This is a genomic window from Falsiruegeria sp. JB4-1 (assembly GCF_055693495.1).
In genome coordinates this window covers 3,194,199-3,218,537 of the sequence record NZ_JBVFTZ010000001.1, presented here as the reverse complement: position 1 = coordinate 3,218,537, position 24,339 = coordinate 3,194,199, and the positions used below count along the sequence as shown (strand labels likewise).

Genomic DNA, 24,339 nt, shown 5'->3' with positions numbered 1-24,339 from the left:
GGATGGTGCAATTGCGATTTACGACGCTTCCGCGCCGTTTTGACGCTTTTGGAGTAAATAAATATCCATGATCCAGCCGTGATCGGCTCGTGCTCTGGCCCGTGTTGCGAGAATCTCATCTGCGACCGAGTCGAGTTGACCAGAGATGAGAATCTGTTCCTTCATCCCCACGTAAGCGCCCCACCAAATGTGATATTCGTCCATCTCTAGGCTCTGGAACGAGCATTCGCCATCTAGCATCACAGCAACTTTGTGCATACCCTCGGGCCAACCATCGTCGCGAATGCGACGCCCGGTTGTAACCACATAAGGCGCGCCGATATCGTTGATCGGGATTGCATGAGCCGCCGTCAGTGCTTGCAGGGCCGTGATGCCCGGAATCACACGCGTCGTCGGGTAAGGTTCCAGTCGCGACGCAATTCTGAGTGAACTGTCATAAAGCGATGGATCGCCCCAAATCAACAGCGCCACCTGTTTGGCGTGCGGGTGCGCCGCAATAGCCTCTTGCCATCGCAGGGCGATGGCGTCGTGCCATTCGTCGACACCGCGCAAATAGCCATCCTCGGCGCGGCGTTTGGGGATGTCAAAATACGCAATCTCGGAGGGCGTTTCCGTAACCTGCGCGATGATCTCTTCGCGCAGCCCCGCCAGATCGGCTTTGTTCTCGCCTTTTCGCGGTATCAGGATCAGGTCGGCCTCGCGGATGGCCCGCGCGCCTTGAAAGGTCACGTGATCTGGGTTTCCGGTGCCGATGCCAATCAGGTTCAGCTCATACATCGTCGAACTCCGCCAGCGGACCGTAAAGGATAAGCGCGGGTGCCGTGCCGATCTCGGTGCTCAGGCGCTGGGCCAGCTCGCCCATGGTTGAGCGATGCAAAGCCTGATCCGGGGTCGAAACCGCCTCGGCCAGCAGAGCGGGTGTGTCGAGCGGCAAGCCGTGTTCGTGCAATGCTTCAACCAGCAATGGAAAGGTGCGTTTGCCCATGAAAACCACGGTTGTTGCCTGATTGTCGGCCAATGCGGGCAGGTTCAGGTCATCGGGCAGCTTGCCACTGACATCGTGGCCGGTCACGAACTGTACGCGGCGTGCGGTCAGGCGGCGGGTCAGGGGAATGCCCGCAGCAGCGGCGGCGGCCACGGCCGAAGGGATGCCGGGAATGATCTCGTATTCGATCCCGGCCTCGCGCAAGGCAACCAATTCTTCCTCTAGCCGTCCGAACATTCCACCATCGCCGGATTTCAGGCGCACCACCTTGGCCCCGGTCAGGGCATAATCCACCAGCAGGCGACTCACATGATCTTGCTTGGGCGAAGGGCGTCCTGCGCGCTTGCCAACGCCCACAAGGTCTGCGTCATCGCGAGCGTGGGTCAGGATCGGACCGCTGCTCAGATCGTCAAACAGCACTGCATCGGCATCGCCCATCCGATTCACGGCCTTGAGCGTCAGCAGTTCCGGATCACCCGGGCCAGAACCAATAAAGGAAACAAAGCCTGTCATTTGCTGTCTTCTGCAATGAGGTGAAAGAAAGTGCCGGTGACATGACCGCGAACCGAGCCGGTCTGTGGCCCTTCCGCCCCTTCGGCATCAAACACGCGTGCAAGTGGTGCATCGGGCTGTTCCAGGATTGAGGAATAGTGGAACTCATGCCCGCGCAGCCCCGTGCCGGTAGCAAAACCGGGCATTGGAGCGACCAGTTGAGCCTTGCGATAGCCCAGGTTGAACTTGCGTTTTTCGTAGGAAGTCACAAGGCCAAGCAACCCGGCCATTTGGTGGCGTGTGCCTTCTTTGTCGACCAGCGCCTCGCCTAAAGCCATGTAACCACCGCATTCTCCGTGAACCGGTTTGGTTTCGGCGTGTTTACGCAGGCCCGTGCGGAAGGTTTCTGCCGCTGCTAACGTACCCGCGTGCAGTTCGGGATAGCCACCGGGCAGCCAAACCAAATCTGCATCTTGTGCGGGGGCTTCATCCGACAAGGGCGAAAATGGTAGAATCTCAGCTCCAGCCTCACGCCAGCCTTTCAACAGATGCGGGTAGGTAAAAGAAAACGCAGCATCGCGGGCCAGGGCGATCCGTTGCGCCGGGGGACGCGGCAGTGCGGCCGATGATGGCCCCGTGGGGCTAGAGGAGGCCGCCGCCCGGATCGCATCCAGATCAACATGTTCGCGCAGGAACGCGGCATAGCCGGTGATAGCAGCTTCAAGATCGGGATGCTCTACGGCCTGGATCAGGCCCAGATGGCGCTCGGGCAAGGTCAAGTCACCGCGGCGGGGCAGGACACCTAGAACAGGTAGGCCCGCACGCTCCATGCCCAAACGAGTCAACCGCTCGTGACGCGGGCTGGCGCAACGATTCAGGATGACGCCAGCGAAGGGCAGGTCCGGGTTGTACATCCGAAAGCCCAACGCGGTGGCTGCAGCCGACTGCGCCTGTCCGCCCACATCCAGCACCAGCACAACGGGCCACCCCATGCGCAAAGCGGTCTCGGCACTTGTACCATGCCCAACCGCGCCCGGTTTGGCGACCCCGTCAAAGAGGCCCATTGATCCTTCGGCCACAACGATGTCGGCGCCCTCGGCCTCGCGGGCAATTGCGCCCAGTAGTTCCTCTCCCATCGCCCAGCTGTCCATGTTGAACGAGGGGCGTTTGGCGGCGGCCAGATGAAAGGCCGGATCGATGTAGTCCGGCCCGCTTTTGAACGGCTGCACGGTCAGGCCGTCCTCGGCCAAGGCCCTCAAAAGACCCAGCATGACGGTTGTTTTGCCGGTCCCCGAGGAGGGGGCCGAAATCAGGACGCCCGGAGGGTTTGTCATCGCTTCAGTCATCCCCATGGCTCCAGCTTGACCAAGGGCTATCGGCGCTTTGCGGGCGATAGCGGCGATCGTAGTCGGTGGAATAGAGGCAGCTCTCGTCGAACCCTTCGCCCTTCAAGACCGGCCCCACGAGGATCAGCGCGGTCCGCGAGATCTTCTCGTCCAGCGTATCCTTCAGCGTCTCCAGCGTGGCACGGATGATCTGCTCATCGGGCCAGCTGGCGCGATAAACCACTGCGACGGGGCAATCCGCGCCATAGTGCGGAGTCAGGTCCGCGATCACCTTGTCCAGATTGCCGATCGACAGGTGGATCGCCAACGTCGTGCCGGTTCGGGCAAAGTTCTCAAGGCTTTCACCTTCGGGCATGGACGACGCGCGCCCTGGTGTTCTGGTCAGCACCACCGATTGCCCCAAACCGGGCAGAGTCAGTTCGGTGCCCAGGGCGGCGGCAGCAGCGGCAAATGACGGCACACCGGGCGTGACGCTTACGGGGATGCCCTCTGCCTTCAGCCGCAGCGGATCTGCTCGCCCATGGCAGACCACACGGACAAGTCGCCGGAGTGAAGTCGTGCTACATCTTGGCCCGCATCATAAGCGACTTTAATTTCGGCGATGATTGCATCCAAATCCATTGCCGCCGTGTTGATCACTTTGGCGTCGTCTGGGCAGTGGCTCAGAATTTCCTCTGGCACCAGCGATCCGGCATAGAGGCACACCGGGCAAGAGGCGATGATATCGCGGCCTCGCAAGGTCAGCAGGTCGGCAGCGCCCGGTCCGGCGCCGATGAAATGAACGGTCATGAGGATACTCCAATTGCGACCGCGCAAGTGGCAAGACGGTCGGTCGAGATATGTCGAGGTGCCAGCAGTCGGGAGCCATGGTCGGCGGCGGCCAAGGCCGCGGCCTCGGCTACACTGCCGGTCCCATAAGTGGCACGGCTGCGGGGAGAACAGGTGAGCGTCCGCTGGCCTGCCAGATCGGCAGCGGGCAACAGGTGCAGCGGTAGGTTCAAGCTGTCTGCGAATTCGGTCAAGGCCGGGTGACCTTCCTTGTCGGCAACGGTCGCAATTGCCATCACGTCATGCCCGACGCTGGCGAGAGCATAGGCCGTGCGCAGGCTGTCCGCCGTCGCCTGCGACGAAAACCCAAGGCCTGCAACGATCATAGCGTAACACTCCATTGGACCACCGGATAGGTCGACTTCCAGCCGCGGCGCGGTCCCAAAGGCGCTGAGTGTGCCAGTTCGATCCGCAGTAGATCGCCGCCCAGTTTCTCGTGCCACTGCGCCAGAACGGCCTCGCTTCCCAAGGTTACCGCATTGGCGACAAGGCGGCTTCCCGTGTCCAGGTTTTCCTCGAGCCAGGCCAGCAGATCGTCGCTCAAGCCACCGCCGATAAACACCACATCCGGTGCTTCGAGGCCGTCCAGAACGGCTGGTGCCTTGCCATGCACCACCTCCAACCGATCCTGTCCCAAGGCGTCGGCGTTGCGCCGAATGCGCTCGGCCCGGTCGGCGCGCGGCTCCACCGTGGTGGCGGTGAGGCTCGGGTCGCACATCAGCCATTCGATCCCGATGGACCCGGTGCCGCCGCCAATGTCCCACAGGTGCTCACCGCGTTGCGGGGCCAGGGCCGACAAGGTCAGCGCACGTACAGGGCGCTTGGTAATCTGCCCGTCAGTTTCAAAGATCGCGTCGGGTTTGCCGCTGGCTTTGGGAATGGTCAGGCCACCGCCCGCCGCATCAATGCCCACGCAGACCGGGTGCTGAATGTCATCGAATTCCAGGTCGCAGGCCTTGGACGAGCGCAGGCGTTGGTGGGGTCCGCCAAGCGCCTCCATGACGTTCAGTTTGCTTTCGCCGAACCCAAGTGCGGTCAGCCAATCCGCCAGCGCCAGCACGGCGTCCCCGTCGCGCAGCAGCACAATGGCGCGCAGACCGGGCGCCAGATGTGGACGCAACCGGGTCAGCGGTGCGGCGTGCAGGCCCATAGTCAGGGTTTTTTCAAGCGGCCAGGCAAGCGTCGCGGCGGCCAGCGAAAATGTTGATGGGCCGGGTAGCGCTGTCCATTCACCCGAAGCGATATTGCGCGCGATGACCGAACCTGCACCGAACCAGAATGGATCGCCCGAGGCCAGAACCACCACCTGCCGTCCGCGCAGGTCCAGCAATTTGGCAAATCCGTCCGCATATGGCACCGGCCATTCGACCCGTTCTTGGTGCCCGTGCGCAACCAATGACAGATGCCGGGGTGGGGCCATGATGACCTCGGCCTGATCCAGCACTTGACGGGTTGCGGGCGACAGGCCATCCAGTCCATCTTCGCCCAGCCCGATCACGGTGAGCCACGGTTTTTCGAACGGAATGTCAGACATGTCCAACCTCCTTATTCTTGGCGGCACAACCGAAGCCAATGCCTTGGCCAAAGCTGCGGCAGAACAGGGGCTCAACGCGACCTATTCTTATGCGGGGCGCGTCGATAATCCGCGCCCTCAGCCGCTGCCAACCCGCGTTGGCGGCTTTGGTGGGGCCGAAGGTTTGGCGCGTTACATCCGCGACCATGGCGTGACCCATGTGATCGACGCCACGCACCCCTTTGCCGCGCAGATGAGCGGGAATGCCGCGCAGGCATGCGCCCAGACTGACACGCCGCTGGCTGCATTGACGCGCCCTGCGTGGGTGGAAGGAGAGGCAGATAATTGGATCCATGTCGCGAATATCGACACTGCTGTCGAGGCTTTGAGCGGTCCTGCTCAGCGCGTGTTCCTGGCTGTGGGTCGCATGCATCTGGCGGACTTCGCGGCCCAGCCCCAGCACCACTACCTGCTGCGCCTGGTGGACGAACCGGGCAGTGTGCCGATGCCCAACGCCGAAGTAGAGGTCTCGCGCGGGCCGTTCACCGTTGAGGGCGATGTCGCGCTGATGCGCCGCCATAGCACGCAGTTGGTTGTGTCCAAGAATGCGGGCGGCAGTGGCGCGCGGGCCAAGCTGGATGCGGCGCGCGCCTTGGGTCTGCCCGTCCTTATGATCGATCGGCCCAAGGTTCCGGAAAGAACGGAACTGGGGACCACGACGCAGATTTTGGACTGGCTGGCGCATAACGGGTTCTAACCCTCGGCCTTTGCGATGAAGCGCGGGGTATAGACGATTGGATCACCGTCTCGATCAATAGTGCGTGTCAGCGAAGAACCGACGATCACCATGGTCTGCATATCCGCCATCTCGGGGGTGGCTTCACCCAATGTAGAAACCCGGATCGCCTCATCTGCCCGCGACACCGCGCGCGCAAAGATGATCAGCCGTTCGGGTTCACATTCCTCGCGCAGGATTTCGAGCGTGCGTTCGAACTTGCCAGGCCGGGATTTGGCGCGAGGGTTGTAGAACGCCATCGCGAAATCGGCCTGTGCTGCCAGCCGCAGGCGGTTCTCGATCACATCCCACGGTTTCAGATTGTCGCTGAGGTTGATGGTGCAGAAATCATGTCCCAGGGGCGCGCCCACACGGGCCGCAGCCGCCAGCATCGCGGTGATGCCGGGCAATACCTGAATGTCCAGGTTGCGCCAGTCTGCCGGGCCGTTGTCCACGGCCTCATACACCGCGGACGCCATGGCAAAGACGCCGGGATCACCCGACGAGACGACGACCACGCGCTTGCCCTCGCGGGCCATTTCCAGCGCGTGTTGCGAGCGGTCGATCTCGACCCGGTTGTCGCTGGGGTGCAGGGTCAAGCCGGGGCGTTCGGCTATGCGCGCGACGTAAGGGATATAGCCTACGATGTCTGTGGCGTCGGCCAGTGCAGCTGTGACTTCAGGTGTCACCAGTGCCTCGTTCCCCGGTCCAAGGCCTGCGATCTTGACCCAGCCTGTCATGGTCTGCGGCCCTGTCCGTGCACGATGATGATCGAGAAATAGGGTGTCAGCCCCTCGCAGTTCTCGCTCAGCTTGCAAACACGCTGGTTGGGCATCTGCGCAAATTCCACGATCCAGGCGCGGTCATAGAGGCCGGATGCCTTCAGAGCGCGTGTCACTTTGTCGATGTTGCGTCCGATTTTCATCACCACCAGCGCGTCGGTGTCCGACATGCGGCGGGTCAATTCATCCTCGGGCAGGGTGCCAACGAGCACGGTCAGTACATCGTCGCCCCAAGTGATCGGATCGCCAGTTGCGGTCCAGGCGCCTGACATGCCGGTGATGGCGGGCACGACCTCAACCGCGGCCTGATCGCGCAAGCGGGAATAGAGGTGCATAAACGAGCCGTAAAAGAACGGGTCGCCTTCGCACAGAACCACTACATCCTCGCCCTGATCCGACAGTTCTTTGAGGTGCGCGGTGCAGTCTTCGTAGAAGCTTGCAAGTATTTCATTATAGCGCGGATCACTCAGCGGGATTTCGGTTGTAACCGGGTATTCCATAGGAAACTCGATCACGCTCTCGGGCAGCATGCCGTTGACGATGCCGCGCGCCTGACCGGATTTGCCGGCCTTGCGAAAGTACGCCACATGGCGCGCATTCCGTAGCAAGCGGTCCGAGCGGACGCTCATCAGGTCCGGGTTCCCGGGGCCGAGGCCCAGTGCCGTATATGACGCCTTTGCTCATTCTGCGCGGCTCGCGATGGCGTTAATGGCGGCCACGGTGATAGCGCTGCCGCCCAAACGGCCCTTGACGATGCAGGACGGCACGGGTTGCGCCTCCCACAGAGCGTCTTTGGATTCCACCGCGCCGACAAAGCCCACCGGGCAACCGATGATGGCGGCGGGGCGGGGGCAGTCGGGGTCTTCGAGCATGTTCAGCAGGTGAAAGAGCGCGGTTGGCGCATTGCCGATGGCCACGACCGAACCTTCGAGCTTGTCGCGCCACAGTTCAAGAGCAGCTGCCGAGCGGGTGTTGCTCATCTTTTCGGCCAAGGGGCGCACGCGCTCGTCGTGCAAGGTGCAGATCACCTCGTTGTCGGCGGGCAGGCGAAAGCGGGTGACGCCTTCGGAGACCATGCGCGCATCGCAAAAGATTGGTGCGCCGACCTCCATGGCGTCGCGGGCAGCCTTCACAAAATTGGGCGAGAAGTGAACAAACTCCTCCAGCCCAACCATGCCAGCGGCGTGGATCATGCGCACGGCGACTTGTTCTTCCTCGGCGTCAAAGCGGGCCAGATCGGCCTCGGCCCGGATCGTCGCAAAAGACTGCTTGTAGATGGCCGCGCCGTTGGTTTCGTATTCATAAGGCATCAGGTCAGATCCATGCTCATCAGTGTTTCGGGTGTCAGCCCGCGCTGACTGGGCACATCCCCCGCGCGGCCATGTTTTACAAGATCAAAATGTCCGTCGCGGCCAATCAGGGTCACATCGGCAGGCAATTGGCGGGCGCACCCTTTGGCACAGCCCGAAACATGCAGGCTGACACCCACCTTTGGGGCGAGCGCTCGGGCGATGTCGCGGGTCTCAACTTCGGCTTGCGGGCAGAGCGGCGCGCCGGGGCAGGCGTCGGTTATCAGAAGCGGGTCGTTTGTTGCGGTCACAAAATCCGATGCCTCGGTCGGTGCGCGACCTTCGAGGAGGAAGAGCCGCCACGGCGTGACCCGCAATGCGTTGGCCTTTGCTGTGTTGATCAAGGTGCGTAGCGCAACAGCGGGCAGAGCACCAAAAGGTGCGCCATAAGCAGGGCCGATCGGGGTTTGTGCGGGCTGCAAGGGTGTGCCGACCGGATTTGGTGCGGTGTCCTGCCAGGTGCTGGGGAGGTCCACATGCTCGGTCAGCGTTGCCATCCGTCGCAGCGCGTCGGTGTGATTGTCGGCGAACCAGTGTGCCAGTTCGATGACTTGGTCGATGGCCTTTTCTTCGGTCACTTGCCGCCCGGTTGGTCGACCATCGGCGCGCACGATCAAACCATCGTTGCTGCATTCCAGCCGAATGTCGGCGGAATTCTGAGACAGAACCGGGGCATTGCCAGTGTCGACCGCAAAGCCAAACTTGGCAGGTAAATCAGGCAGTTCAGCCAGACGGTCTGTCAGCTCTTGGGCCAGGCGTGTGGTCAGGTCACCCTCGCTGTAAAGCGGGCTGACAAGGATGTTGCGCTTGCGTTCGATCCCCGGCGCTGCATCCAGCAAATCCAACGCGGCCAGGTCATCCAGCAATGGCGCGTGGTCCCGCTCAGCCACGCCGCGCACTTGCAGGTTGGCGCGGTTGGTCAGGTCGATGGTACCGTTGCCGTAACGCTCGGCCACATCACACAGGCCAATCACCTGCTTCGCGGTCAGCCGGGCCATCCGGGGCCGGACGCGCACCACAAGGCCGTCGCCCGACATCATCGGACGATGGGCGCTTGGGCACCAGCCTCGGACCAGTGGGTCTGTCACAGCAGCCCCTCCATTTCGGCCCGCAGCGAGTTGCGGCGGGTGTCCCACAGCCCGGCCTCATAAAGCGCGCGGAACTTGTCGAGCATCGCCTGATGCGCACTGGGGGTTGGCCTCTTGCAGGAAGGCATCGACTTGCGCGTCGCCCAAGGTGGCGTCGTGATAGAGATCAAATAGATGCGGCGCGACGCTGCCCGAGAGATGCGCAAAGCTGGCCATGTGATCAAGGGTTGCAGCGATCTCGGCAGCACCACGGAACCCATGCCGCTGCATACCTGCGATCCAGCCGGGATTGGCGGCGCGGGCGTGCACGACGCGGCTGATTTCCTCGGGCAGGGTGCGCGCGCGCGGGTTTTCGGGGTTGGTGTTGTCCAGATGATAAAGCTGCGCGGTGCCGCCGGTTACCTTCTTGGCTGCCGCGAACCCCGCCTCGTGCGTGGCATAGTCATTGGCCAGCAGCAGGTCGGTTTCGGTCAGGTCCTGCAGGTGGACAAAGCTGTCGGCTTTGGCCACGCGATCGGTGATCCCGTCGAGGTCCTGCGCGACATGCTCGCCTTCCAGCGCAAAGGAACTGGCGTTGAGCCAAGCGTTTCCGGCGGCCTCGCGCGCCTCATCCGTATAGGCCTCACTGTGTTCCCCCATGCCCAGACCATAGCTGCCGGGCGCGGGGCCATAGACACGCGCGGCGGGTTTCTGACCGGCGTAGGGGTTCCAGTCGGGTGCTTCGTCGCGGGCGCACAACGCGCGAATGGCTTGGCCGAATAGTGCTGACAACGTTGGGAAAACATCGCGAAACAGGCCGGATACACGGAGGGTGACGTCCAAACGGGGGCGGTCCAGATCGGTGATTGGCAGAACCTCGATCCCCGAAACGCGCTCGCTGCCCGCATCCCAGATGGGCTTTACGCCCAGCAGGTGCAGTGCCATGGCGAATTCCTCACCTGCAGTGCGCATGGTGGCCGAGCCCCAGAGGTCGACGATCAGGCCCCGAGGGTAGTCGCCTTCCTCTTGCAGATGCCGCCGGACCAGCTCTTCGGCCAGGTTTACCCCTTGGGCATAGGCTGCGCGTGTCGGTACCGAACGCGGGTCGGTGGTGTAAAGATTGCGGCCTGTGGGCAGCACATCTGTCCGCCCGCGATAGGGCGAGCCGGAGGGACCAGATTCGATCCGTTTGCCCGCCAGCGCGTCCAAAAGGCCCTGCCGTTCCGAATGTGCCGAGGCGGTGGGGTCGAAGTTGCCTGTCACCTCTGGCACGCGGCCATAGATATGCAGCCCGTCGCCGAATTGGCTTTCTTTGATGTCGCAGACAAAGCGGTCGATGCGGGTGATTGCCTCGGCGGTGCTGGTGGCGCGGTCAAGACCCAGATCGTTTTCCAGCCCGATCGCCTGCGCCTCGTCCCGGATGTCCGATTGCAACCGGTCGCGGCGTTTGGGGTCAAGCCCGTCGGCGTTAGAAAACTCATCCAGCAATGCTTCGAGCCGCACCATCCGATCAGGTGTGCCGCTTTCGCGCATCGCGGGCGGGATGTGGCCAAGGGTGACGGCACCGATGCGGCGCTTGGCCTGCGCGGCCTCGCCGGGGTCGTTGACAATAAAGGGGTAGATGACGGGCAGTTCGCCCACCAGCGCCTCGGGCCAGCAGTCGTGTGACAGAGCCACGGATTTGCCAGTGCAACCATTCTAACGTGCCATGCGCACCGATGTGGATGAGAGCGTCGGCGTTCAGCGCGTGGCGCAGCCAAAGGTAGAAGGCGACATAGGAATGGCGCGGGGTGCGGCCAAGGTCGTGATAGTCGTCTTCGCGCACGTCTGGCGTGCCGCGTTCGGGTTGCAGGGCGATGATCGCCTTGCCGCGTTTCAGAGCTGTGAAGTGGAATGCTCCTTGCGAAAATGCCGTATCGCTTTCGGGTTCACCCCATGTGTCTTGCAAATTTTGGCGTAACTCAGGCGAGACTGTGGCGAGGGCTTGGCAGTATTCTTCAACCGGCCACGAAATAGCCGCATTTTGCAATTCCTCAGCAATTGGTGCGCTGCTTTCAGTTGCATAGCCTTGAGATTGCAAATCCACCAACATCGCCTCGGCCGAGGCCAAAGCGTCCAGACCCACGGCGTGGGCCATCTGCCAGTCCTTGCCGGGATAGGTCGATAGCACCAAGATCGGCACTTGGTCCGCCTTGGGTTTGGCCGTCAGGTTCAGCCAGCCGCTGACGCGGTTAACAACAGCTTCGATCCGGTCCGCGTCTGGCCGATGGGTGAAGCGGGAGTATTCAAGGTCCACGTCCTTTTTGCCCGGTTCCTTGAACGACACAACGCTGGTGTTGATGCGCCCGTCCACCTCGGGCAGCACCACATGCATGGCAAGGTCCGCAGGCGACAGGCCGCGTTCGGCTTCAGCCCAGGCCTTGCGCCGCGAGGTCGACAGGGCGACCTGAAACACCGGAACCTCTGCGGCATCAAGCGGAGAGGTGCCCGACGCGCCGCGTCCCGAAAAGGACGTCGCATTGATGATCGCCGCCGGGGACAGCACCTGCATCTGCTCGCGCAGCCAGTCGGCGGCTCTTGGGGCTTTCAGCGATGGCGCAAACAGGCCGACCGCATCATAGCCACGGTTGCGAAGTGACGTGATCAGGGCCGCGACGGGAGCAGTGTCCGCAGCCGTCAGATAGGCGCGGTAAAAGGTGACCAATACGCGGGGTTTGTCGCCTTCTAATGAAACATCGGGTGCAATAACACCGTGATCAGGACACCAGGCACCAAACTCGGGCAGGGATTTGGACCCCATGACCGGTCCGGCATAAAGCCCGGTTGCCAGCGCCATCTGTGCTAAGGCCGCCTGGGCAGCCACTTCGCCACCGGTATCGCATAAATGCGCCAGCCGCCGAAGGGTCGAGACGGGCAGGGTGGAATAGTCGTCCAGCCGCGTATCCTCGCGCCCATCAGCAGGCAAAACAGCCAGCGCCAACCCCTTGGCCTGCGCCAAGGCCAGCACCTGCTGCAAGCCGTAGGCCCAGTAAGGCACCCCGCCGATCAGGCGGATCAGGATGCCCTTGGCTCCCTCAAGCGTCTGTTCGACGTAGGTATCTACAGACAGGGGATGTTTCAGCGCGGCCAGGTTTGCCAGCCGCAGCGAGGGCATGCGCCCCTCGGGACCGCCGCCGCGATGCCAGCCTGCCGCAAAAGCCCCCAGGTCACTGTCCGAGAATGACAGCACAACCAGATCCCCGGGCGTTTGGCCCAGGTCCATCGGTGTATCGGCCTCATCCAGGCCGTGGCTTTCGCGAAAGACGACGTGCATTGGCGGTCTTGGTCCTTATTCTGCCGGTTCGGTTTGACCGGCGAGGATGTCGCGGATGCGCGCCTCTTGGATGTCGTCATGCTCGGCGATGACCACGACGCGACCCAAACGGTTCTCCTCCGCCTTCCACGGGCGGTCGAACTGATGACGCACGCGGGCACCAACGGCCTGAACCAGCAGGCGCATCGGTTTTCCCGCGACAGCCGCATAACCTTTGACACGCAGGATGTTCAGCTCGTTGGCCAGACGTTCGATCCGGGTGACCAACTCTGCTGGGTCTGTCAGCTCAGGTAGTTCGACAACGATGCTCTCAAAGTCGTCATGCTCGTGATCGTGGTGGCCGTCGTGATGGCTGGGGCGGGCGTCCATGTCATCCTCGGCGGCTGCTTCCAGCCCCAGAACAACACGGACGTCAACGACACCTTCGGCAACCTCAACCACCGGAAGGGGGCGGGGTGCTTCGGCGGCGATAACTTCTTTCGCCTTGGCGATGCCCTCGGGGCCAGCCAAGTCGGGTTTGGTCAGAAGGATGATATCGGCGCAGGAAATCTGATCTTCAAACACTTCGGATAGGGGTGTTTCGTGATCAAGGCTGTCATCAGCCAGACGCTGTGCGTCCACGGCCTCGACATTGGGCGCGAAACGACCAGCGGCGACGGCTTCTGCATCGGCCAGAGCGATCACACCATCGACAGTGATTTTTGAGCGGATATCGGGCCAGTCAAAGGCTTTCAGCAGCGGTTTGGGCAGCGCCAGACCAGAGGTTTCGATCAGGATGTGTTCTGGGCGCGGCTCCAGCGCCATCAGCGCCTCGATCGTGGGGATGAAATCATCAGCCACGGTGCAGCAGATGCAGCCGTTTGCCAGCTCCATGATGTTTTCTGCCGGGCAATCGGGGATGGCGCAGGATTTCAGGATCTCGCCATCGACACCCACATCGCCAAATTCATTGACGATGACCGCCAGACGCTTGCCTTGCGGGTTCTGCATCAGGTGACGCACCAGCGTGGTTTTGCCCGAGCCGAGGAAGCCGGTGATCACAGTAACGGGGAGTTTTTCGAGAGAGGACATATTCACACTCCAAGAGGGGGATGCGCGCGGCGCAGTTTTTGCGGAAATGGACGGGACGCTCGCGCCAGGGGACAATCCCGTCAGCGGTGGCGTGGTATTTGGTGGCACCTTCAACGATCACGTCGACGTCGTCGGATTCGTTCAGGTTTTCATAAACAAAGGTCCAGCGCGACGGACCGCCGCGTAGCACGACCGAGCAGCCCTGATCGCAGTTGGACAGGCATTCGACGGCCTTTAGCGCTACGCCTTCGGGCAGCTCTGCCTGTTCCAGTGCCTTGTGCAGCAATGTGCCGGGTCGTTGTGCGTCATCTTCGATCGGCAGCCCACGTCGGCACGTGGTGCAGACCAGCAGCTCAACTGGTGCAAAATCACTCATCTCTCTCATCCCCCTTGGGTTTCGGGGGACGGGGTATGCGCGGGCCATGGTCAGACGCATGGGCCGTCACCGGAACACCCCGTCCGGTCTGGTCTTTCATGTGTTGGCAGGTCTCCCGGCTTGCGGATATCAGAGAGGATTCTCTGTTGGGTGACCCGCCTTCCCGGCCTGATAGGCCAGTGGCTTGGGCACCCTCTCCGGTCACGGTCGCGGGGGCGGCTGTGTTTGATCAAGTTGGACCTGACTGACACATTCCCTTTTCATCTGTTTTCACAGACACCAACGCAAGCGACATGGGCCATGCGGGCGGGCCTTGTCAAGCTTGCGACGGATGTGCGGCGAGCCTGTCAGAGAAAAGCGACCGGATGTGGTCAGCCAGCGGCATGACCGTCGATCCTGTCGCGCAGCCATGCGGTGAATAGCTGGGATGAGGCGGATTGCGTCACTGGCTCGTCGGCATGAATCAGATAGTGCGACTGTGCAAAGGAATCGCAGGCCCTGCGATTTGTAATGGAGCGCCTTGATCGATGGCGTTTTGGGCAAACCGGCCGAGAATCGTGGCATAACCCGCGCCACCCATGACCAGTTGCAGGGCGGCGACCGTTGTATCCACCGAATGTCGGGGCGGTTGCTTGGCCGGGGGCAGGCCCTGCGCCTCGAAGTATCGGGCCCAGTTGTCTTCATAGCCCAAGATGTGGATCAGTGACCCCGATTGGAGCGAGTCGAGGTTTGGCTTCGGGGTATCAGCGCGACAGACCGGGACAATGGTTTCATCACACAGCTTTTCGGCACGCAAACCCGGCCAATCGCCATAGCCCAGACGGATTTCGACATCGACGTCATCCACCTTGGTGCTGTCGACCCAGATGTTCGACACCAGACGCACAGGAATGTCGGGGTAGAGGGCATTGAAGGCGGGCAACTCTGCTGCGATCCAATAGGTTGCTGTCGAAATGGCGGCGCGTATTGTCAGGGTTTGGTGGCTGTCCCCCCAAACAGCGCATTGGTGCTGAGTGAGATGTCCGATAGCGCCCGGCGTACGGTCAGGGCATAAGACTGCCCCAATTCAGTCAAATCCAACCGACGTGCTGCGCGGGTAAACAGCTTGGCTCCCAGATTGCCCTCAAGCGAGCGGATGTGAAGCGATACGGCGGTTTGGGTCAGTCCCAGTTCGCGCCCCGTCTCGGTAAAGTTCAAGTGCCGGGCGGCGGCCTCGAACGTGCGCAGCCAGATAGGATTGGGAAGGCGGTTCATTTATCACCAAAATATTTTAGTCATTTACTGCATTATTATTCGTTTCTCTTGGCGCATGTCACGCGGAATACTTCGCCCAAGAATCGTATATGCGGGCAAGCAGCCCGCTTGGGAGGATACATCATGAAAGTTGGCTTCATCGGTTTGGGCAATGTGGGCGGCAAGCTCTCGGGCTCGCTTTTGCGCAATGGCATCGATTTAACGGTGCATGATCTGAACGCGGCGCTGGTCGATGACTTCGTGGCGCGCGGTGCGGCACGGGGGGACAGCCCGGCGCAGTTGATGCGCGATTGCGACGCGGTAATCACCTGCCTGCCGTCGCCCGCGGCATCCGACGCGGTGATGCAGGAGATGCTGCCCGAAGTCACCGAAGGCAAGATCTGGATGGAGATGTCCACGACGGACGAGGCCGAAGCCAAACGTCTGGGCGCAATGGTGATCGAACGTGGAGGGGCAGCCGTGGATTGCCCGGTATCTGGCGGGTGCCACCGTGCGGACACTGGCAACATCTCGATCTTCGCGGGCTGTGATCGCGACACGTTCGAGCGCATCTTGCCGTTCCTGACCACGATGGGCCGCCGCGTTTTGCACACGGGGGAGTTGGGGTCGGCCTCGATTCTGAAGGTTGTGACCAACTATCTGGCGACGGCAAACTTGGTCACTTGCTGCGAGGCGTTGGTGACGGCCAAGGCGGCGGGCATGGATTTGAACACCACCTATGAGGCGATGAAAATCAGCTCGGGCACGTCCTTTGTGCATGAAACCGAAAGTCAGGTGATCCTGAACGGCTCGCGCGACATCTCTTTCACCATGGATCTCGTGAAAAAGGACGCAGGTCTGTTCCATGAGGTGGCAAAACGCAACAATGTTCCACTCGAAATCGCACCAATGCTGGTAGACATCTTTGACGATGGCATCGCGCGTTTTGGCGAGCGTGAGCTGTCGCCCAACATCATCAAGCGTCTGGAAGAAGCGACCGGTCTGGACATTCTGGCCCCCGGCTTTCCGCCCGAAATGTGCGATGATGAGCCGGAAGAGCCCGGATATGAGGTGATCCCGCAGGGCAAAGGGCAGCAAGCGGCGGAATAGATCTTATCTGTGAACCAAAGAGTGCCGCACCGCAAAGTGCGGCACTTTACTATTCATCCCGGGCGGGGTCGTCCGGGTTGCTGGAAAACAGCGCGATCTTGTTGCCCTGTGGATCGCGCAAATAGCTGACATAGAAGCGGGGACCGTAATCCGGGCGAAACCCCGGCTGCCCTTCGTCATGACCACCTGCGACAAGTGCGGCGGCGTGAAGGTCGCGCACCTGTGCCTGATTTTGCGCTTCAAACGCAACCATGACGCCATTTCCGGGTGTTGCGGCTGCACCGTCAAAGGGCGCTTTGACGTAAAAATCCGGCGAAACCGGCCGTTCACCCGGTGCGACCGGCAGCGCGTAACTCAGGTCGCCATGATACCAGTCCAGCTTATATCCCAGGGCCGGTAGAAAAGCAGAATAGAAGCGTTCGGCGCGCGTCATATCGTCGGCCCCGACCGTCACATATGCAATCATACTGGTCCGCTCCTTTTGCGATGATTGTTTGACCCTAACGCATTTTTGGCATGACACCAGCGATCAAGACAGCTGCGCAAAGCGCCACGGCATTTCTACCATGCGTCATCCGTAACCATTGAAAAAGAATGACAAAGCAATAGGCTCAGACCAGTCTCCTCAAGGCCAAGTACTCAACCCGGGATTATGTTCCAGAAAGGGGTCTGAATGTTTGATGGTTTTTCAGCCGAGATGCTGGCGCGGATGCAATTTGCCTTTACAGTGTCCTTTCACATCATCTTTCCGGCCTTCTCGATTGGGCTTGCCAGTTATCTGGCAGTGCTCAACGCGCAGTGGCTGCGGACCCGGGATCAGGTTTATCTGACGCTGTTCAACTACTGGAAAAAGATCTTCGCCGTCGCCTTTGGCATGGGCGTCGTGTCGGGCATCGTCATGTCGTACCAGTTCGGCACCAATTGGGCGGTGTTCTCCGAAAAAGCCGGACCAGTGATCGGGCCTTTGATGGCCTACGAGGTGCTGACAGCGTTCTTCCTTGAAGCTGGGTTTCTGGGCATCATGCTCTTTGGACGCGACAAGGTGGGCGAGAGGCTGCACATGATGGCCACGGGACTTGTGGCGGTTGGAACGTTGACATCAGCCACTTGGATCTTGAGCGTCAACAGCTGGATGCAAACACCTGCAGGGTACGACATCAACGAATTGGGGCAGTTCATTCCCGTTGATTGGTGGGCCATTGTGTTCAACCCGTCGTTCACACACCGCTTGGCCCATATGGTTCTGGCTGCTTATCTCACGACCGCTTTTGTGGTGGCAGGTGTCGCGGCTTGGCAGCTTTTGCGCGGCCGGGCGACAGATGGCACGCGCAAGATGTTTTCCATGGCCATGTGGATGGCCGCCATCGTCACACCGATCCAGATATTTGCGGGCGATTCCCACGGGCTGAACACGCTAGAGCATCAACCGGTGAAAGTCATGGCGATGGAGGGGCATTTCGACAGCCACCCCGATGGCGCGCCACTGATCCTGTTCGGGTTCCCGAACCAGAAGGAAAAGCGCGTCGATTATGCCATCGAGATCCCCAAGCTGTCGTCGCTGATCCTGAAACACGACCTGAACGCGCCGCTGGATGGTTTGGACACGGTGCCCGATGACGAGGAACCGCCTGTAGCCATCGTGTTCTGGTCGTTCCGTGTCATGGTAGGGATTGGCTTTGCCATGCTGGGCGTCGGGCTTTGGAGCTTGCTGCAACGGATGCGGGGGCGGCTCTACACCTCAACCTGGCTGCACCGCGCCGCCGTGTTGATGGGGCCAACCGGATTTGTCGCCGTGTTGGCAGGCTGGATCACGACCGAGGTCGGACGGCAGCCTTACACGGTCTACGGACTACTTCGCACGTCCGACTCGCTGTCTCCGGTCGAGGCGCCTAGCCGTGGCGACATCGCTTCTGATGTTCATCGTGGTCTATTTCTTCGTCTTTGGTGCAGGCACGTTTTATATCCTTCGTCTGATGCACAAGGCACCCGGAGAGCGCACGGATGACCCAACGCGCGCAGGACCGTTGCGAACAGCCGGGATCGTACCGCCTGCGCAATACGACACATCACAAACGCCGGGCGAGTAAGGAGGACGGGCATGCTGGATCTACCGACAATCTGGGCAGGGATCATCGCCTTTGCGGTCATGACCTATGTGGTGCTGGACGGTTTCGACCTTGGCATTGGTATCCTGTTTCCCTTTGCCAAGGAAAAGAAGGATCGCGACGTCATGATGAACTCTGTCGCGCCGGTCTGGGACGGGAACGAGACCTGGTTGGTGATGGGGGGCGGAGGGCTTTTTGCCGTCTTTCCGGTGGCCTATGCCATCGTCATGCCCGCGCTATACATGCCGATCATCGTCATGCTGTTGGCACTGGTGTTTCGCGGAGTGGCGTTTGAATACCGCTGGCGGACCGAACGCTGGCGCGGCGTTTGGGATGCAGCCTTTATCGGCGGGTCAACCGTCGCGGCCTTTTGTCAGGGCGTGGCCCTTGGTGGGCTGGTGCAAGGGATCGAGGTCATGGATCGCGCCTATGCGGGCGGATGGTGGGATTGGCTCTCGCCGTTTTCGATCCTCACCGGATGTGCGTTGGTCGTGGGCTACGCGCTATTGGGGGCGACCTGGTTGGTGATGAAAACCGAAGGCGAGCTACAATCGGCCATGCGCGCACGGGCCTTGCCATTGGGTGTTGCCACCTTTGCCCTGATCGGCGCGGTGAGCCTGTGGACCCCGTTCCAGGATCCGGCCTACTTCCAGCGGTGGTTCACCTTCCCGGCGATCCTGTATTCGGGGATCGTCCCAGTGCTTTTGGCGTTTGCCGGGTACATGCTGTACCGTGGGCTGACGTCCGGGCGGGACGTGATGCCGTTTCTGGCCAGCCAAGCCGTCTTTGTGATCAGTTTCATTGGCATCGGAATCAGTTTCTATCCCGACATGGTGCCGCCCTCGGTTACAATTCATCAAGCCGCAGCGCCGGATGAAAGTCTGGCCTTTGCTTTGGTGGGAACGGTTATTCTGGTGCCGATGATCCTTGCCTATACGGCCTATGCTTATTGGGTGTTTCGAGGGAAAATTGATGCCGATGCCGGGTACCATTGATGGAACGCGGGTTGATGAAGCGCATTATTTGGTTTGTTGCGATCTGGATAATGTCAGTTGCGGCAATCGCCATCGTTGCCCTGCTTTTGCGGCAAATCATACCCGGTACTTAAAGGTGCGAAAGCGGATGGTTTCGCTGAACTGGAACATGATATTTTTTCATGGGCGTTGCCGGGCGTGTCGGGATATGGCAAAAGCCCAGCAACAGTTAGAATGATGAGCTCGCTATGACAGATTTCTCTGCGCGTCGGCGCATGATGGTCGACACTCAGGTAAGGCCCTCTGATGTGACCAAATTCCCCATCATCGAAGCAATGTTGAGCGTTCCGCGTGAGAATTTTGTGCCCGATACCCTGCGCGAGGCTGCCTATGCAGAGGATCTACTTGATTTAGGAGGGGGCGTTGCCTTCTGGAGCCTCGAACACTGGCCAAACTGTTGGACGGGCTGAACATCGGGATCGATGAATCTGTTCTGGATGTCGGTTCGGCCCATGGGTATTCAACTGCCGTCGTTGCGCGAATGGCGCAATTGGTAGTGGCCGTTGAAGAAGACGAAACTTTTGCCAGCGAAGCGCAGGACGTTTTGATGGAAACAGGCGCCGACAACGCAGTCGTGCATGTTGGACCTTTGGCCGAAGGGGCAGTTGAACACGGGCCGTATGACGTTGTTTTGATTCAGGGCGGTGTAGAAGACGTGCCGCAAACTCTGTTGGATCAGGTCAAGGAAGGCGGACGCATCGGGTGTATTTTTATGGAAGGTGACTTGGGGAGCGCCAAGATCGGCTACAAATCCAAAGAGCGTGTTGTTTGGAAGTTTCAATTTAATGCCACAGCACCTGTTCTTCCCGGGTTTGAACGGGCGCGAAAGTTCGTGTTGTGACATTTTTGCAGGCTCGGTTTGGTCGTGACCTTGCCTGTTTGCCCGTTTGGGCGCAATCTGAACAAAAATTTGTACAGCGGTAGAGAGGCTGGCAATGCACAGAGCAGTAGTAAAAAAACTTGCAAAGGCCCTCGCAGTTTCGGCGGGTGCCTTGATGATCGGGTTCGTGCCCAAGGCTGGGCATGCGGACAACCTCGCTGATGCGCTGATTGGAGCATACAACACGAGCGGGCTTCTGGAGCAGAACCGCGCTTTGCTGCGGGTTGCAGACGAAGATGTGGCTATCGCAGTATCAGCGCTGCGACCTGTAATTGACTGGACCATTCGGATCCAGAGAGCGCTGGTTCGGAACCAGACAGGCAACTTGGTAACAGAAACGCGAAATTCGACCGGTTTCACTGGTCTAGAGTTCACGCAACTCCTGTACAACGGTGGGGCCAGCGTTCTGGCCAAGCAAGCGGCACAGGAAACGGTGTTGGCCACGCGACAGACCTTGTTACAGGTCGAGCAAAGCATTTTGTTCCGGGCTGTCTCGGCCTATCTGAACGTTCTGCTTCAGGAAGAGAACGTTGTGCTACGTCAAAACAACGTGCGGGTTCTGGGCGAAGAGCTTCGGGCTTCGCAGGATCGGTTCGAAGTCGGTGAAGTGACCCGTACCGACGTTGCCTTGTCCGAATCGCGACTTGCGGCTGCACGCGCCAACCTGGCAGACGCCCAAGGTGCATTGGTTGCATCGAGAGCTGAATATGTGACTGCTGTTGGGCGGGATCCGGGACGGACGGCAGGGCAGCCGAGATTGCCTAATCATCCTGCGTCGATCAACGACGCCGTATCGATAGCGGTGCGTAACCATCCCAGCATTCTGTCGGCGCAACATCAGGTCAAGGCAGCTGACTTGACGGTAGATCAGATCAGAGCCTCACTCGGGCCGACTGCTCAATTTCGCGCGAACATCGGTCTAACCGACAACTTCGGTCTTTCGGACTACAACAACACGGCAAGTGCTGCGATCGAGCTGCGGCAACCGATCTACGCAGGTGGTCGCATCGCGGCCACGGTGCGTCGTGGAATGGCGACACGCGATCTCGATCAAGGCGAACCTGTTGAACATTCAGAAAGACGTCATTCAGGCGGTGAACGAGGCTTATGTGCGGTTTGAAACCGCCGGAGCCAACCTGACTGCAACCAACGAGCGGGTTCGTGCAGCACAGGTGGCTTTTGATGGAGTTCGGGAAGAAGCGACGCTGGGTGCGCGGACGACGCTGGATGTTTTGACCTCGGAACAAGAACTTTTGGACGCACAGACATCTCAAATCCGGGCGCGTGTTGAGCGTTCGCTGGCAGCCTATCAATTGCTGTCCGCTCAAGGGTTGTTGACAGCCGAGCGTCTTGGGCTTGCGGTGCAAATTTACGACCCGACCCTGTATTACAATCTCGTCAAGGATGCTCCTGCCGCTGTTTCAAAACGCAGCAAGGACTTGGACCGTGTCTTGGAAGCACTAGGGAAGAAATGAGAATTCTCTCTATCTGTTGTGAGAATCCCTGACTACCGCTACACTTACGACCTGAGGTTAAGAGTGGTAGCAACACATGTCTGATCCAGTCACCAATGTTCAGATCGAAGATGTTCTGTCTTCGATCAGACGTCTGGTAAGCGAAGATAGTCGTACAGAGACGCGGCAAAAGGTAGAAAAGCCGACACCAAGCGTAGATAGGTTGGTGTTGACGCCTGCGCTGCGGGTCGCTGACCCTATCGAGGAAGAGCCCACGGAGGCTGATCTGGGTGTGTCAGATAAAGACACGCCAGATGAAGCAGCCGAAGTGGAGATGCGAGACCTTGCCGCACCTTGGAACAATCCAAATGCGACTTTGTTCGAAGCGGCCCAGGACGCAGGCGAAAATATTGATGCGTCCGATGTCGATTCCGATGACGAAGTCGAGGATGTCGATCAATCCGCACCGATTGTTCTGGATTCAGAATTTGAAGTTGTTTCGGAACCGGAATCGGACATAGTCGCCGAAGCCGAAGCCGAAGCCGAAGCCGAAGCCGAAGCCGAAGCCGAAGCCGAAGCCGAAGCCGAAGCCGAAGCCGAAGCCGAAGCCGAAGACGAAGACGTTGAGGCATCTGACGAAAGTGAAGGCGGCGTTTACGGCATGGATTTCGGCACAGCCGACTCGATGTCAGAGGATTCGGACCTTCAAGTGGACGAGGTGGATTGGGAAGCCGATCCAGATGTGGAACGGCTTACGACAAAGATCGAAGCCTTGGAAACAGCCATTGCGCAGACCCAAGAGCAGTGGGAACCCGATGACGAGGGGCAGGATGCTTATGCCGGAACGCGGATCGCTGCCATGGAGTGGGAAGACCACATAGCGTCGGATGCCGTGGTTGAAGAGGCAGTTGACGAAGTAGCCGAGGCAGTGCACGCCCGCGCAAAAGCATATGTTTCGCCTGAAGAAACCACTGAGTATCAGGGCGAAGATGCTTCCGCATTCCCGTCAGATGAGGCGTTTCTTGATGAGGAAAGCCTGCGGGAATTGGTGGCCGACATCGTGCGCGAAGAATTGCAGGGTGCTTTGGGTGAACGGATCACCCGAAACGTTCGCAAGCTGGTGCGGCGGGAAATTCACCGGGCGTTGACGGCTCACGAACTGGAAAGATGAGAACCGGCCTTTGGTTTGTGAGCCAAGGTCCACAGTAGGTCGAGATCCATATGACGCTCGATATGGTCGGCTAAGGAATCCAGGGTTTCCTCGACACTGTCCTCATAGGCGAGATCCGAAGAGTGGCCAAGGTTCTGCAAAAATTTGGCGCGATAGGCGTCAGAAGAAAACAGACCGTGCAGGTAACTCCCGCGAACTCGCCCTGATTTTGAAACTGCACCTTCAGGGCGCTCGCCGACACGCAACCAGGGACGATCACAATCAAGACCCTCAGTGCGGCCGATATGAATCTCGTACCCATAAAGCGGCAAATCGGTGTGAACGTCGGTCGCCTCGGTTTGCGTGACTTTTTTCTGTCCCACCATAACGGTGTGAACGTCTAGCAGTCCCAATCCCTCAACTTGACCGGTGAATCCTTCGATTCCATCTGGATCGTCAATTGTTTTGCCCAGCATCTGATAGCCACCGCAGAGCCCGACAACATGCCCGCCACGCCGGACGTGAGCGTGTAAGTCAATGTCCCAACCTTGCGCTCGAAAATAGGCCAGATCGCCAATCGTCGACTTGCTGCCGGGCAGAAGGACCAAATCAGCATCTCCGGGTAGGGGGCGGCCTGCGGGAACAATCTCGACCGACACACCGGGTTCTCCGGATAGCGGATCCAGATCGTCGAAGTTTGCCATGCGCTCCAACTGTGGGACCACGACCTTGCAACTGCCACCCTTGTGAGACCGGATGTCCATCATGTCTTCGGCTGGAAGTTTCCAGGCGTCGTGAAACCACGGCACAACCCCCAAACACGGCCAGCCAGTGCGCTCAGCAATGTCATCCCGCCCTTCGTCAAACAGGGAAATATCGCCTTTGAACCGGTTCACGGCAAAACCTTTGATCTGTGCCAGATCGGTATCTTCCAGGACGGCCTGCGTGCCGACGATTTGCGCGATGACGCCGCCACGATGAATGTCGCCGACAAGGATAACCGGCACCCCCGCTGCGCAGGCAAAGCCCATGTTGGCAATGTCGCCTTCACGCAGGTTCGTTTCGGCCGGGCTACCTGCGCCTTCTATCAACACGAGGTCAGCAGTGGAACAAAGCCGGTGAAAGCTCTCAAGCGCCGACTGAAGCAACTGAGCCTTGCCTTTACGGTAATCCCCGGCGCGCATGGTGCCATGTCGCTGGCCTTGTACGATGACCTGTGCCCCAGTGTCGGTTTCGGGTTTTATCAGGATCGGATTCATATCGGTGTGTGGCGCACGTCGTGCCGCGCGGGCCTGCAATGCTTGGGCGCGCCCGATCTCTCCCCTTCGGCAACAGCGGCATTGTTGGACATGTTCTGCGGCTTGAACGGCGCGACACGCAGTCCCCTGCGTGTAAAAGCACGTGCGAGTCCCGCAACCAACATCGATTTGCCGACATTGCTGCCGGTGCCTTGAATCATGATGGTCCGAACCATGC

At 60.0% G+C, this 24,339-nt stretch carries 18 protein-coding genes, 7 pseudogenes and 1 riboswitch; of the genes and pseudogenes, 8 read left to right on the top strand and 17 right to left on the bottom strand.

Going from position 1 to position 24,339, the window contains the following annotated elements; translation table 11 throughout:
* Positions 1-18 precede the first annotated feature (18 nt).
* The 6 genes and pseudogenes from cobF to cbiE form a co-directional block, all read right to left on the bottom strand.
* Positions 19-777: a precorrin-6A synthase (deacetylating) gene (cobF, locus tag ACZ1HE_RS16515; protein WP_472622514.1), complete on the bottom strand. Its 759-nt coding sequence runs from the start codon at positions 775-777 to the stop codon at positions 19-21.
* Positions 770-1,498 carry a uroporphyrinogen-III C-methyltransferase gene (gene cobA, locus ACZ1HE_RS16510; RefSeq protein ID WP_472622512.1) on the bottom strand — a complete coding sequence of 243 codons (729 nt, stop codon included), beginning with the start codon at positions 1,496-1,498 and terminating at the stop codon, positions 770-772. Before cobA ends, cobF begins: the two co-directional genes overlap by 8 nt.
* Positions 1,495-2,823, bottom strand: a complete 1,329-nt coding sequence (locus ACZ1HE_RS16505) for a cobyrinate a,c-diamide synthase (RefSeq protein ID WP_472622510.1) — start codon at positions 2,821-2,823, stop codon at positions 1,495-1,497. Before ACZ1HE_RS16505 ends, cobA begins: the two co-directional genes overlap by 4 nt.
* A pseudogene (gene cobM / locus ACZ1HE_RS16500) lies at positions 2,816-3,612 on the bottom strand (precorrin-4 C(11)-methyltransferase). The gene ACZ1HE_RS16505 and the pseudogene cobM overlap by 8 nt, the downstream one beginning before the upstream one ends.
* Positions 3,609-3,977 (bottom strand): cobalamin biosynthesis protein, encoded by a 369-nt coding sequence (locus ACZ1HE_RS16495; protein ID WP_472622508.1) that lies wholly within the window; start codon positions 3,975-3,977, stop codon positions 3,609-3,611. The pseudogene cobM and the gene ACZ1HE_RS16495 overlap by 4 nt, the downstream one beginning before the upstream one ends.
* Positions 3,974-5,185, bottom strand: coding sequence for a precorrin-6y C5,15-methyltransferase (decarboxylating) subunit CbiE (cbiE, locus tag ACZ1HE_RS16490; RefSeq protein WP_472622506.1), 1,212 nt, complete (start codon positions 5,183-5,185; stop codon positions 3,974-3,976). The genes ACZ1HE_RS16495 and cbiE overlap by 4 nt, the downstream gene beginning before the upstream one ends.
* On the opposite strand from cbiE, the gene ACZ1HE_RS16485 reads away from it, so the two are divergent.
* Positions 5,184-5,921: a cobalt-precorrin-6A reductase gene (locus tag ACZ1HE_RS16485; protein ID WP_472622504.1), complete on the top strand. Its 738-nt coding sequence runs from the start codon at positions 5,184-5,186 to the stop codon at positions 5,919-5,921. The genes cbiE and ACZ1HE_RS16485 overlap by 2 nt on opposite strands.
* Here ACZ1HE_RS16485 and cobJ read toward each other — a convergent pair.
* From cobJ to ACZ1HE_RS16440, 9 genes and pseudogenes are all read right to left on the bottom strand, one after another.
* Positions 5,918-6,679, bottom strand: a complete 762-nt coding sequence (gene cobJ / locus ACZ1HE_RS16480) for a precorrin-3B C(17)-methyltransferase (protein WP_472622502.1) — start codon at positions 6,677-6,679, stop codon at positions 5,918-5,920. The two genes, ACZ1HE_RS16485 and cobJ, sit on opposite strands and share 4 nt — an antisense overlap.
* Positions 6,676-7,405, bottom strand: a pseudogene (locus tag ACZ1HE_RS16475) (precorrin-2 C(20)-methyltransferase). Before ACZ1HE_RS16475 ends, cobJ begins: the two are co-directional and overlap by 4 nt.
* Positions 7,402-8,031, bottom strand: a complete 630-nt coding sequence (locus ACZ1HE_RS16470; RefSeq protein ID WP_472622500.1) for a precorrin-8X methylmutase — start codon at positions 8,029-8,031, stop codon at positions 7,402-7,404. Before ACZ1HE_RS16470 ends, ACZ1HE_RS16475 begins: the two are co-directional and overlap by 4 nt.
* Positions 8,031-9,158, bottom strand: coding sequence for a precorrin-3B synthase (gene cobG, locus ACZ1HE_RS16465; protein WP_472622498.1), 1,128 nt, complete (start codon positions 9,156-9,158; stop codon positions 8,031-8,033). Before cobG ends, ACZ1HE_RS16470 begins: the two co-directional genes overlap by 1 nt.
* Positions 9,155-12,450, bottom strand: a pseudogene (cobN, locus tag ACZ1HE_RS16460) (cobaltochelatase subunit CobN). The gene cobG and the pseudogene cobN overlap by 4 nt, the downstream one beginning before the upstream one ends.
* 15 nt (positions 12,451-12,465) lie before the next feature.
* Positions 12,466-13,491 (bottom strand): cobalamin biosynthesis protein CobW, encoded by a 1,026-nt coding sequence (cobW, locus tag ACZ1HE_RS16455; protein ID WP_472624519.1) that lies wholly within the window; start codon positions 13,489-13,491, stop codon positions 12,466-12,468.
* Positions 13,397-13,897 (bottom strand): DUF1636 family protein, encoded by a 501-nt coding sequence (locus ACZ1HE_RS16450; protein WP_472622496.1) that lies wholly within the window; start codon positions 13,895-13,897, stop codon positions 13,397-13,399. Before ACZ1HE_RS16450 ends, cobW begins: the two co-directional genes overlap by 95 nt.
* Before the next feature lie 88 nt (positions 13,898-13,985).
* Positions 13,986-14,196, bottom strand: a riboswitch (cobalamin riboswitch).
* Between the two features lie 164 nt (positions 14,197-14,360).
* Positions 14,361-14,831 carry a LysR substrate-binding domain-containing protein gene (locus ACZ1HE_RS16445; protein WP_472624517.1) on the bottom strand — a complete coding sequence of 157 codons (471 nt, stop codon included), beginning with the start codon at positions 14,829-14,831 and terminating at the stop codon, positions 14,361-14,363.
* A 35-nt stretch (positions 14,832-14,866) separates the two neighbouring features.
* The gene (locus ACZ1HE_RS16440; RefSeq protein WP_472622494.1) at positions 14,867-15,151 is read right to left on the bottom strand and encodes a LysR family transcriptional regulator; all 285 of its coding nucleotides are present in this window, start codon (positions 15,149-15,151) and stop codon (positions 14,867-14,869) included.
* Between the two features lie 123 nt (positions 15,152-15,274).
* Between ACZ1HE_RS16440 and ACZ1HE_RS16435 the strand changes: the two genes are divergently transcribed.
* Positions 15,275-16,240: an NAD(P)-dependent oxidoreductase gene (locus ACZ1HE_RS16435; RefSeq protein WP_472622492.1), complete on the top strand. Its 966-nt coding sequence runs from the start codon at positions 15,275-15,277 to the stop codon at positions 16,238-16,240.
* Positions 16,241-16,289: 49 nt separating this feature from the next.
* On the opposite strand, the gene ACZ1HE_RS16430 is transcribed toward ACZ1HE_RS16435, so the two are convergent.
* Entirely contained in the window at positions 16,290-16,706 is a 417-nt protein-coding gene (locus ACZ1HE_RS16430; RefSeq protein ID WP_472622490.1) for a VOC family protein, read from the bottom strand.
* 207 nt (positions 16,707-16,913) lie between these two features.
* Here ACZ1HE_RS16430 and ACZ1HE_RS16425 point away from each other — a divergent pair.
* The 6 genes and pseudogenes from ACZ1HE_RS16425 to ACZ1HE_RS16400 all read left to right on the top strand — a co-directional run bounded on the left by ACZ1HE_RS16425 (position 16,914) and on the right by ACZ1HE_RS16400 (position 22,884).
* Positions 16,914-18,327 (top strand): annotated as a pseudogene (locus tag ACZ1HE_RS16425) (cytochrome ubiquinol oxidase subunit I).
* 11 nt (positions 18,328-18,338) lie between these two features.
* Positions 18,339-19,340: a cytochrome d ubiquinol oxidase subunit II gene (gene cydB, locus ACZ1HE_RS16420; RefSeq protein ID WP_472622488.1), complete on the top strand. Its 1,002-nt coding sequence runs from the start codon at positions 18,339-18,341 to the stop codon at positions 19,338-19,340.
* Entirely contained in the window at positions 19,340-19,453 is a 114-nt protein-coding gene (locus ACZ1HE_RS16415) for a DUF2474 family protein (RefSeq protein ID WP_472622486.1), read from the top strand. Before cydB ends, ACZ1HE_RS16415 begins: the two co-directional genes overlap by 1 nt.
* A gap of 114 nt (positions 19,454-19,567) precedes the next feature.
* Positions 19,568-20,220: pseudogene (locus tag ACZ1HE_RS16410) on the top strand (protein-L-isoaspartate O-methyltransferase family protein).
* 94 nt (positions 20,221-20,314) lie between these two features.
* Positions 20,315-21,734, top strand: a pseudogene (locus ACZ1HE_RS16405) (TolC family outer membrane protein).
* A gap of 76 nt (positions 21,735-21,810) precedes the next feature.
* Positions 21,811-22,884 (top strand): hypothetical protein, encoded by a 1,074-nt coding sequence (locus ACZ1HE_RS16400; protein WP_472622484.1) that lies wholly within the window; start codon positions 21,811-21,813, stop codon positions 22,882-22,884.
* Here ACZ1HE_RS16400 and ACZ1HE_RS16395 read toward each other — a convergent pair.
* Positions 22,866-24,337, bottom strand: a pseudogene (locus ACZ1HE_RS16395) (cobyric acid synthase). The gene ACZ1HE_RS16400 and the pseudogene ACZ1HE_RS16395 sit on opposite strands and share 19 nt — an antisense overlap.
* Between the last annotated feature and the right edge of the window lie 2 nt (positions 24,338-24,339).

Excerpts from the sequence above, each read along its gene's own strand:
- ACZ1HE_RS16485 (WP_472622504.1), top strand. The coding sequence starts at position 5,184 with ATGTCCAACCTCCTTATTCTTGGCGGCACAACCGAAGCCAATGCCTTG.
- cobJ (WP_472622502.1), bottom strand. The coding sequence starts at position 6,679 with ATGACAGGCTGGGTCAAGATCGCAGGCCTTGGACCGGGGAACGAGGCA.
- cobF (WP_472622514.1), bottom strand. The coding sequence starts at position 777 with ATGTATGAGCTGAACCTGATTGGCATCGGCACCGGAAACCCAGATCAC.
- ACZ1HE_RS16495 (WP_472622508.1), bottom strand. The coding sequence starts at position 3,977 with ATGATCGTTGCAGGCCTTGGGTTTTCGTCGCAGGCGACGGCGGACAGC.
- ACZ1HE_RS16435 (WP_472622492.1), top strand. The coding sequence starts at position 15,275 with ATGAAAGTTGGCTTCATCGGTTTGGGCAATGTGGGCGGCAAGCTCTCG.
- cydB (WP_472622488.1), top strand. The coding sequence starts at position 18,339 with ATGCTGGATCTACCGACAATCTGGGCAGGGATCATCGCCTTTGCGGTC.
- cobA (WP_472622512.1), bottom strand. The coding sequence starts at position 1,498 with ATGACAGGCTTTGTTTCCTTTATTGGTTCTGGCCCGGGTGATCCGGAA.
- cbiE (WP_472622506.1), bottom strand. The coding sequence starts at position 5,185 with ATGTCTGACATTCCGTTCGAAAAACCGTGGCTCACCGTGATCGGGCTG.
- ACZ1HE_RS16400 (WP_472622484.1), top strand. The coding sequence starts at position 21,811 with ATGTCTGATCCAGTCACCAATGTTCAGATCGAAGATGTTCTGTCTTCG.
- ACZ1HE_RS16415 (WP_472622486.1), top strand. The coding sequence starts at position 19,340 with ATGGAACGCGGGTTGATGAAGCGCATTATTTGGTTTGTTGCGATCTGG.
- ACZ1HE_RS16470 (WP_472622500.1), bottom strand. The coding sequence starts at position 8,031 with ATGCCTTATGAATACGAAACCAACGGCGCGGCCATCTACAAGCAGTCT.
- ACZ1HE_RS16440 (WP_472622494.1), bottom strand. The coding sequence starts at position 15,151 with ATGAACCGCCTTCCCAATCCTATCTGGCTGCGCACGTTCGAGGCCGCC.
- ACZ1HE_RS16505 (WP_472622510.1), bottom strand. The coding sequence starts at position 2,823 with ATGACTGAAGCGATGACAAACCCTCCGGGCGTCCTGATTTCGGCCCCC.
- ACZ1HE_RS16450 (WP_472622496.1), bottom strand. The coding sequence starts at position 13,897 with ATGAGTGATTTTGCACCAGTTGAGCTGCTGGTCTGCACCACGTGCCGA.
- ACZ1HE_RS16430 (WP_472622490.1), bottom strand. The coding sequence starts at position 16,706 with ATGATTGCATATGTGACGGTCGGGGCCGACGATATGACGCGCGCCGAA.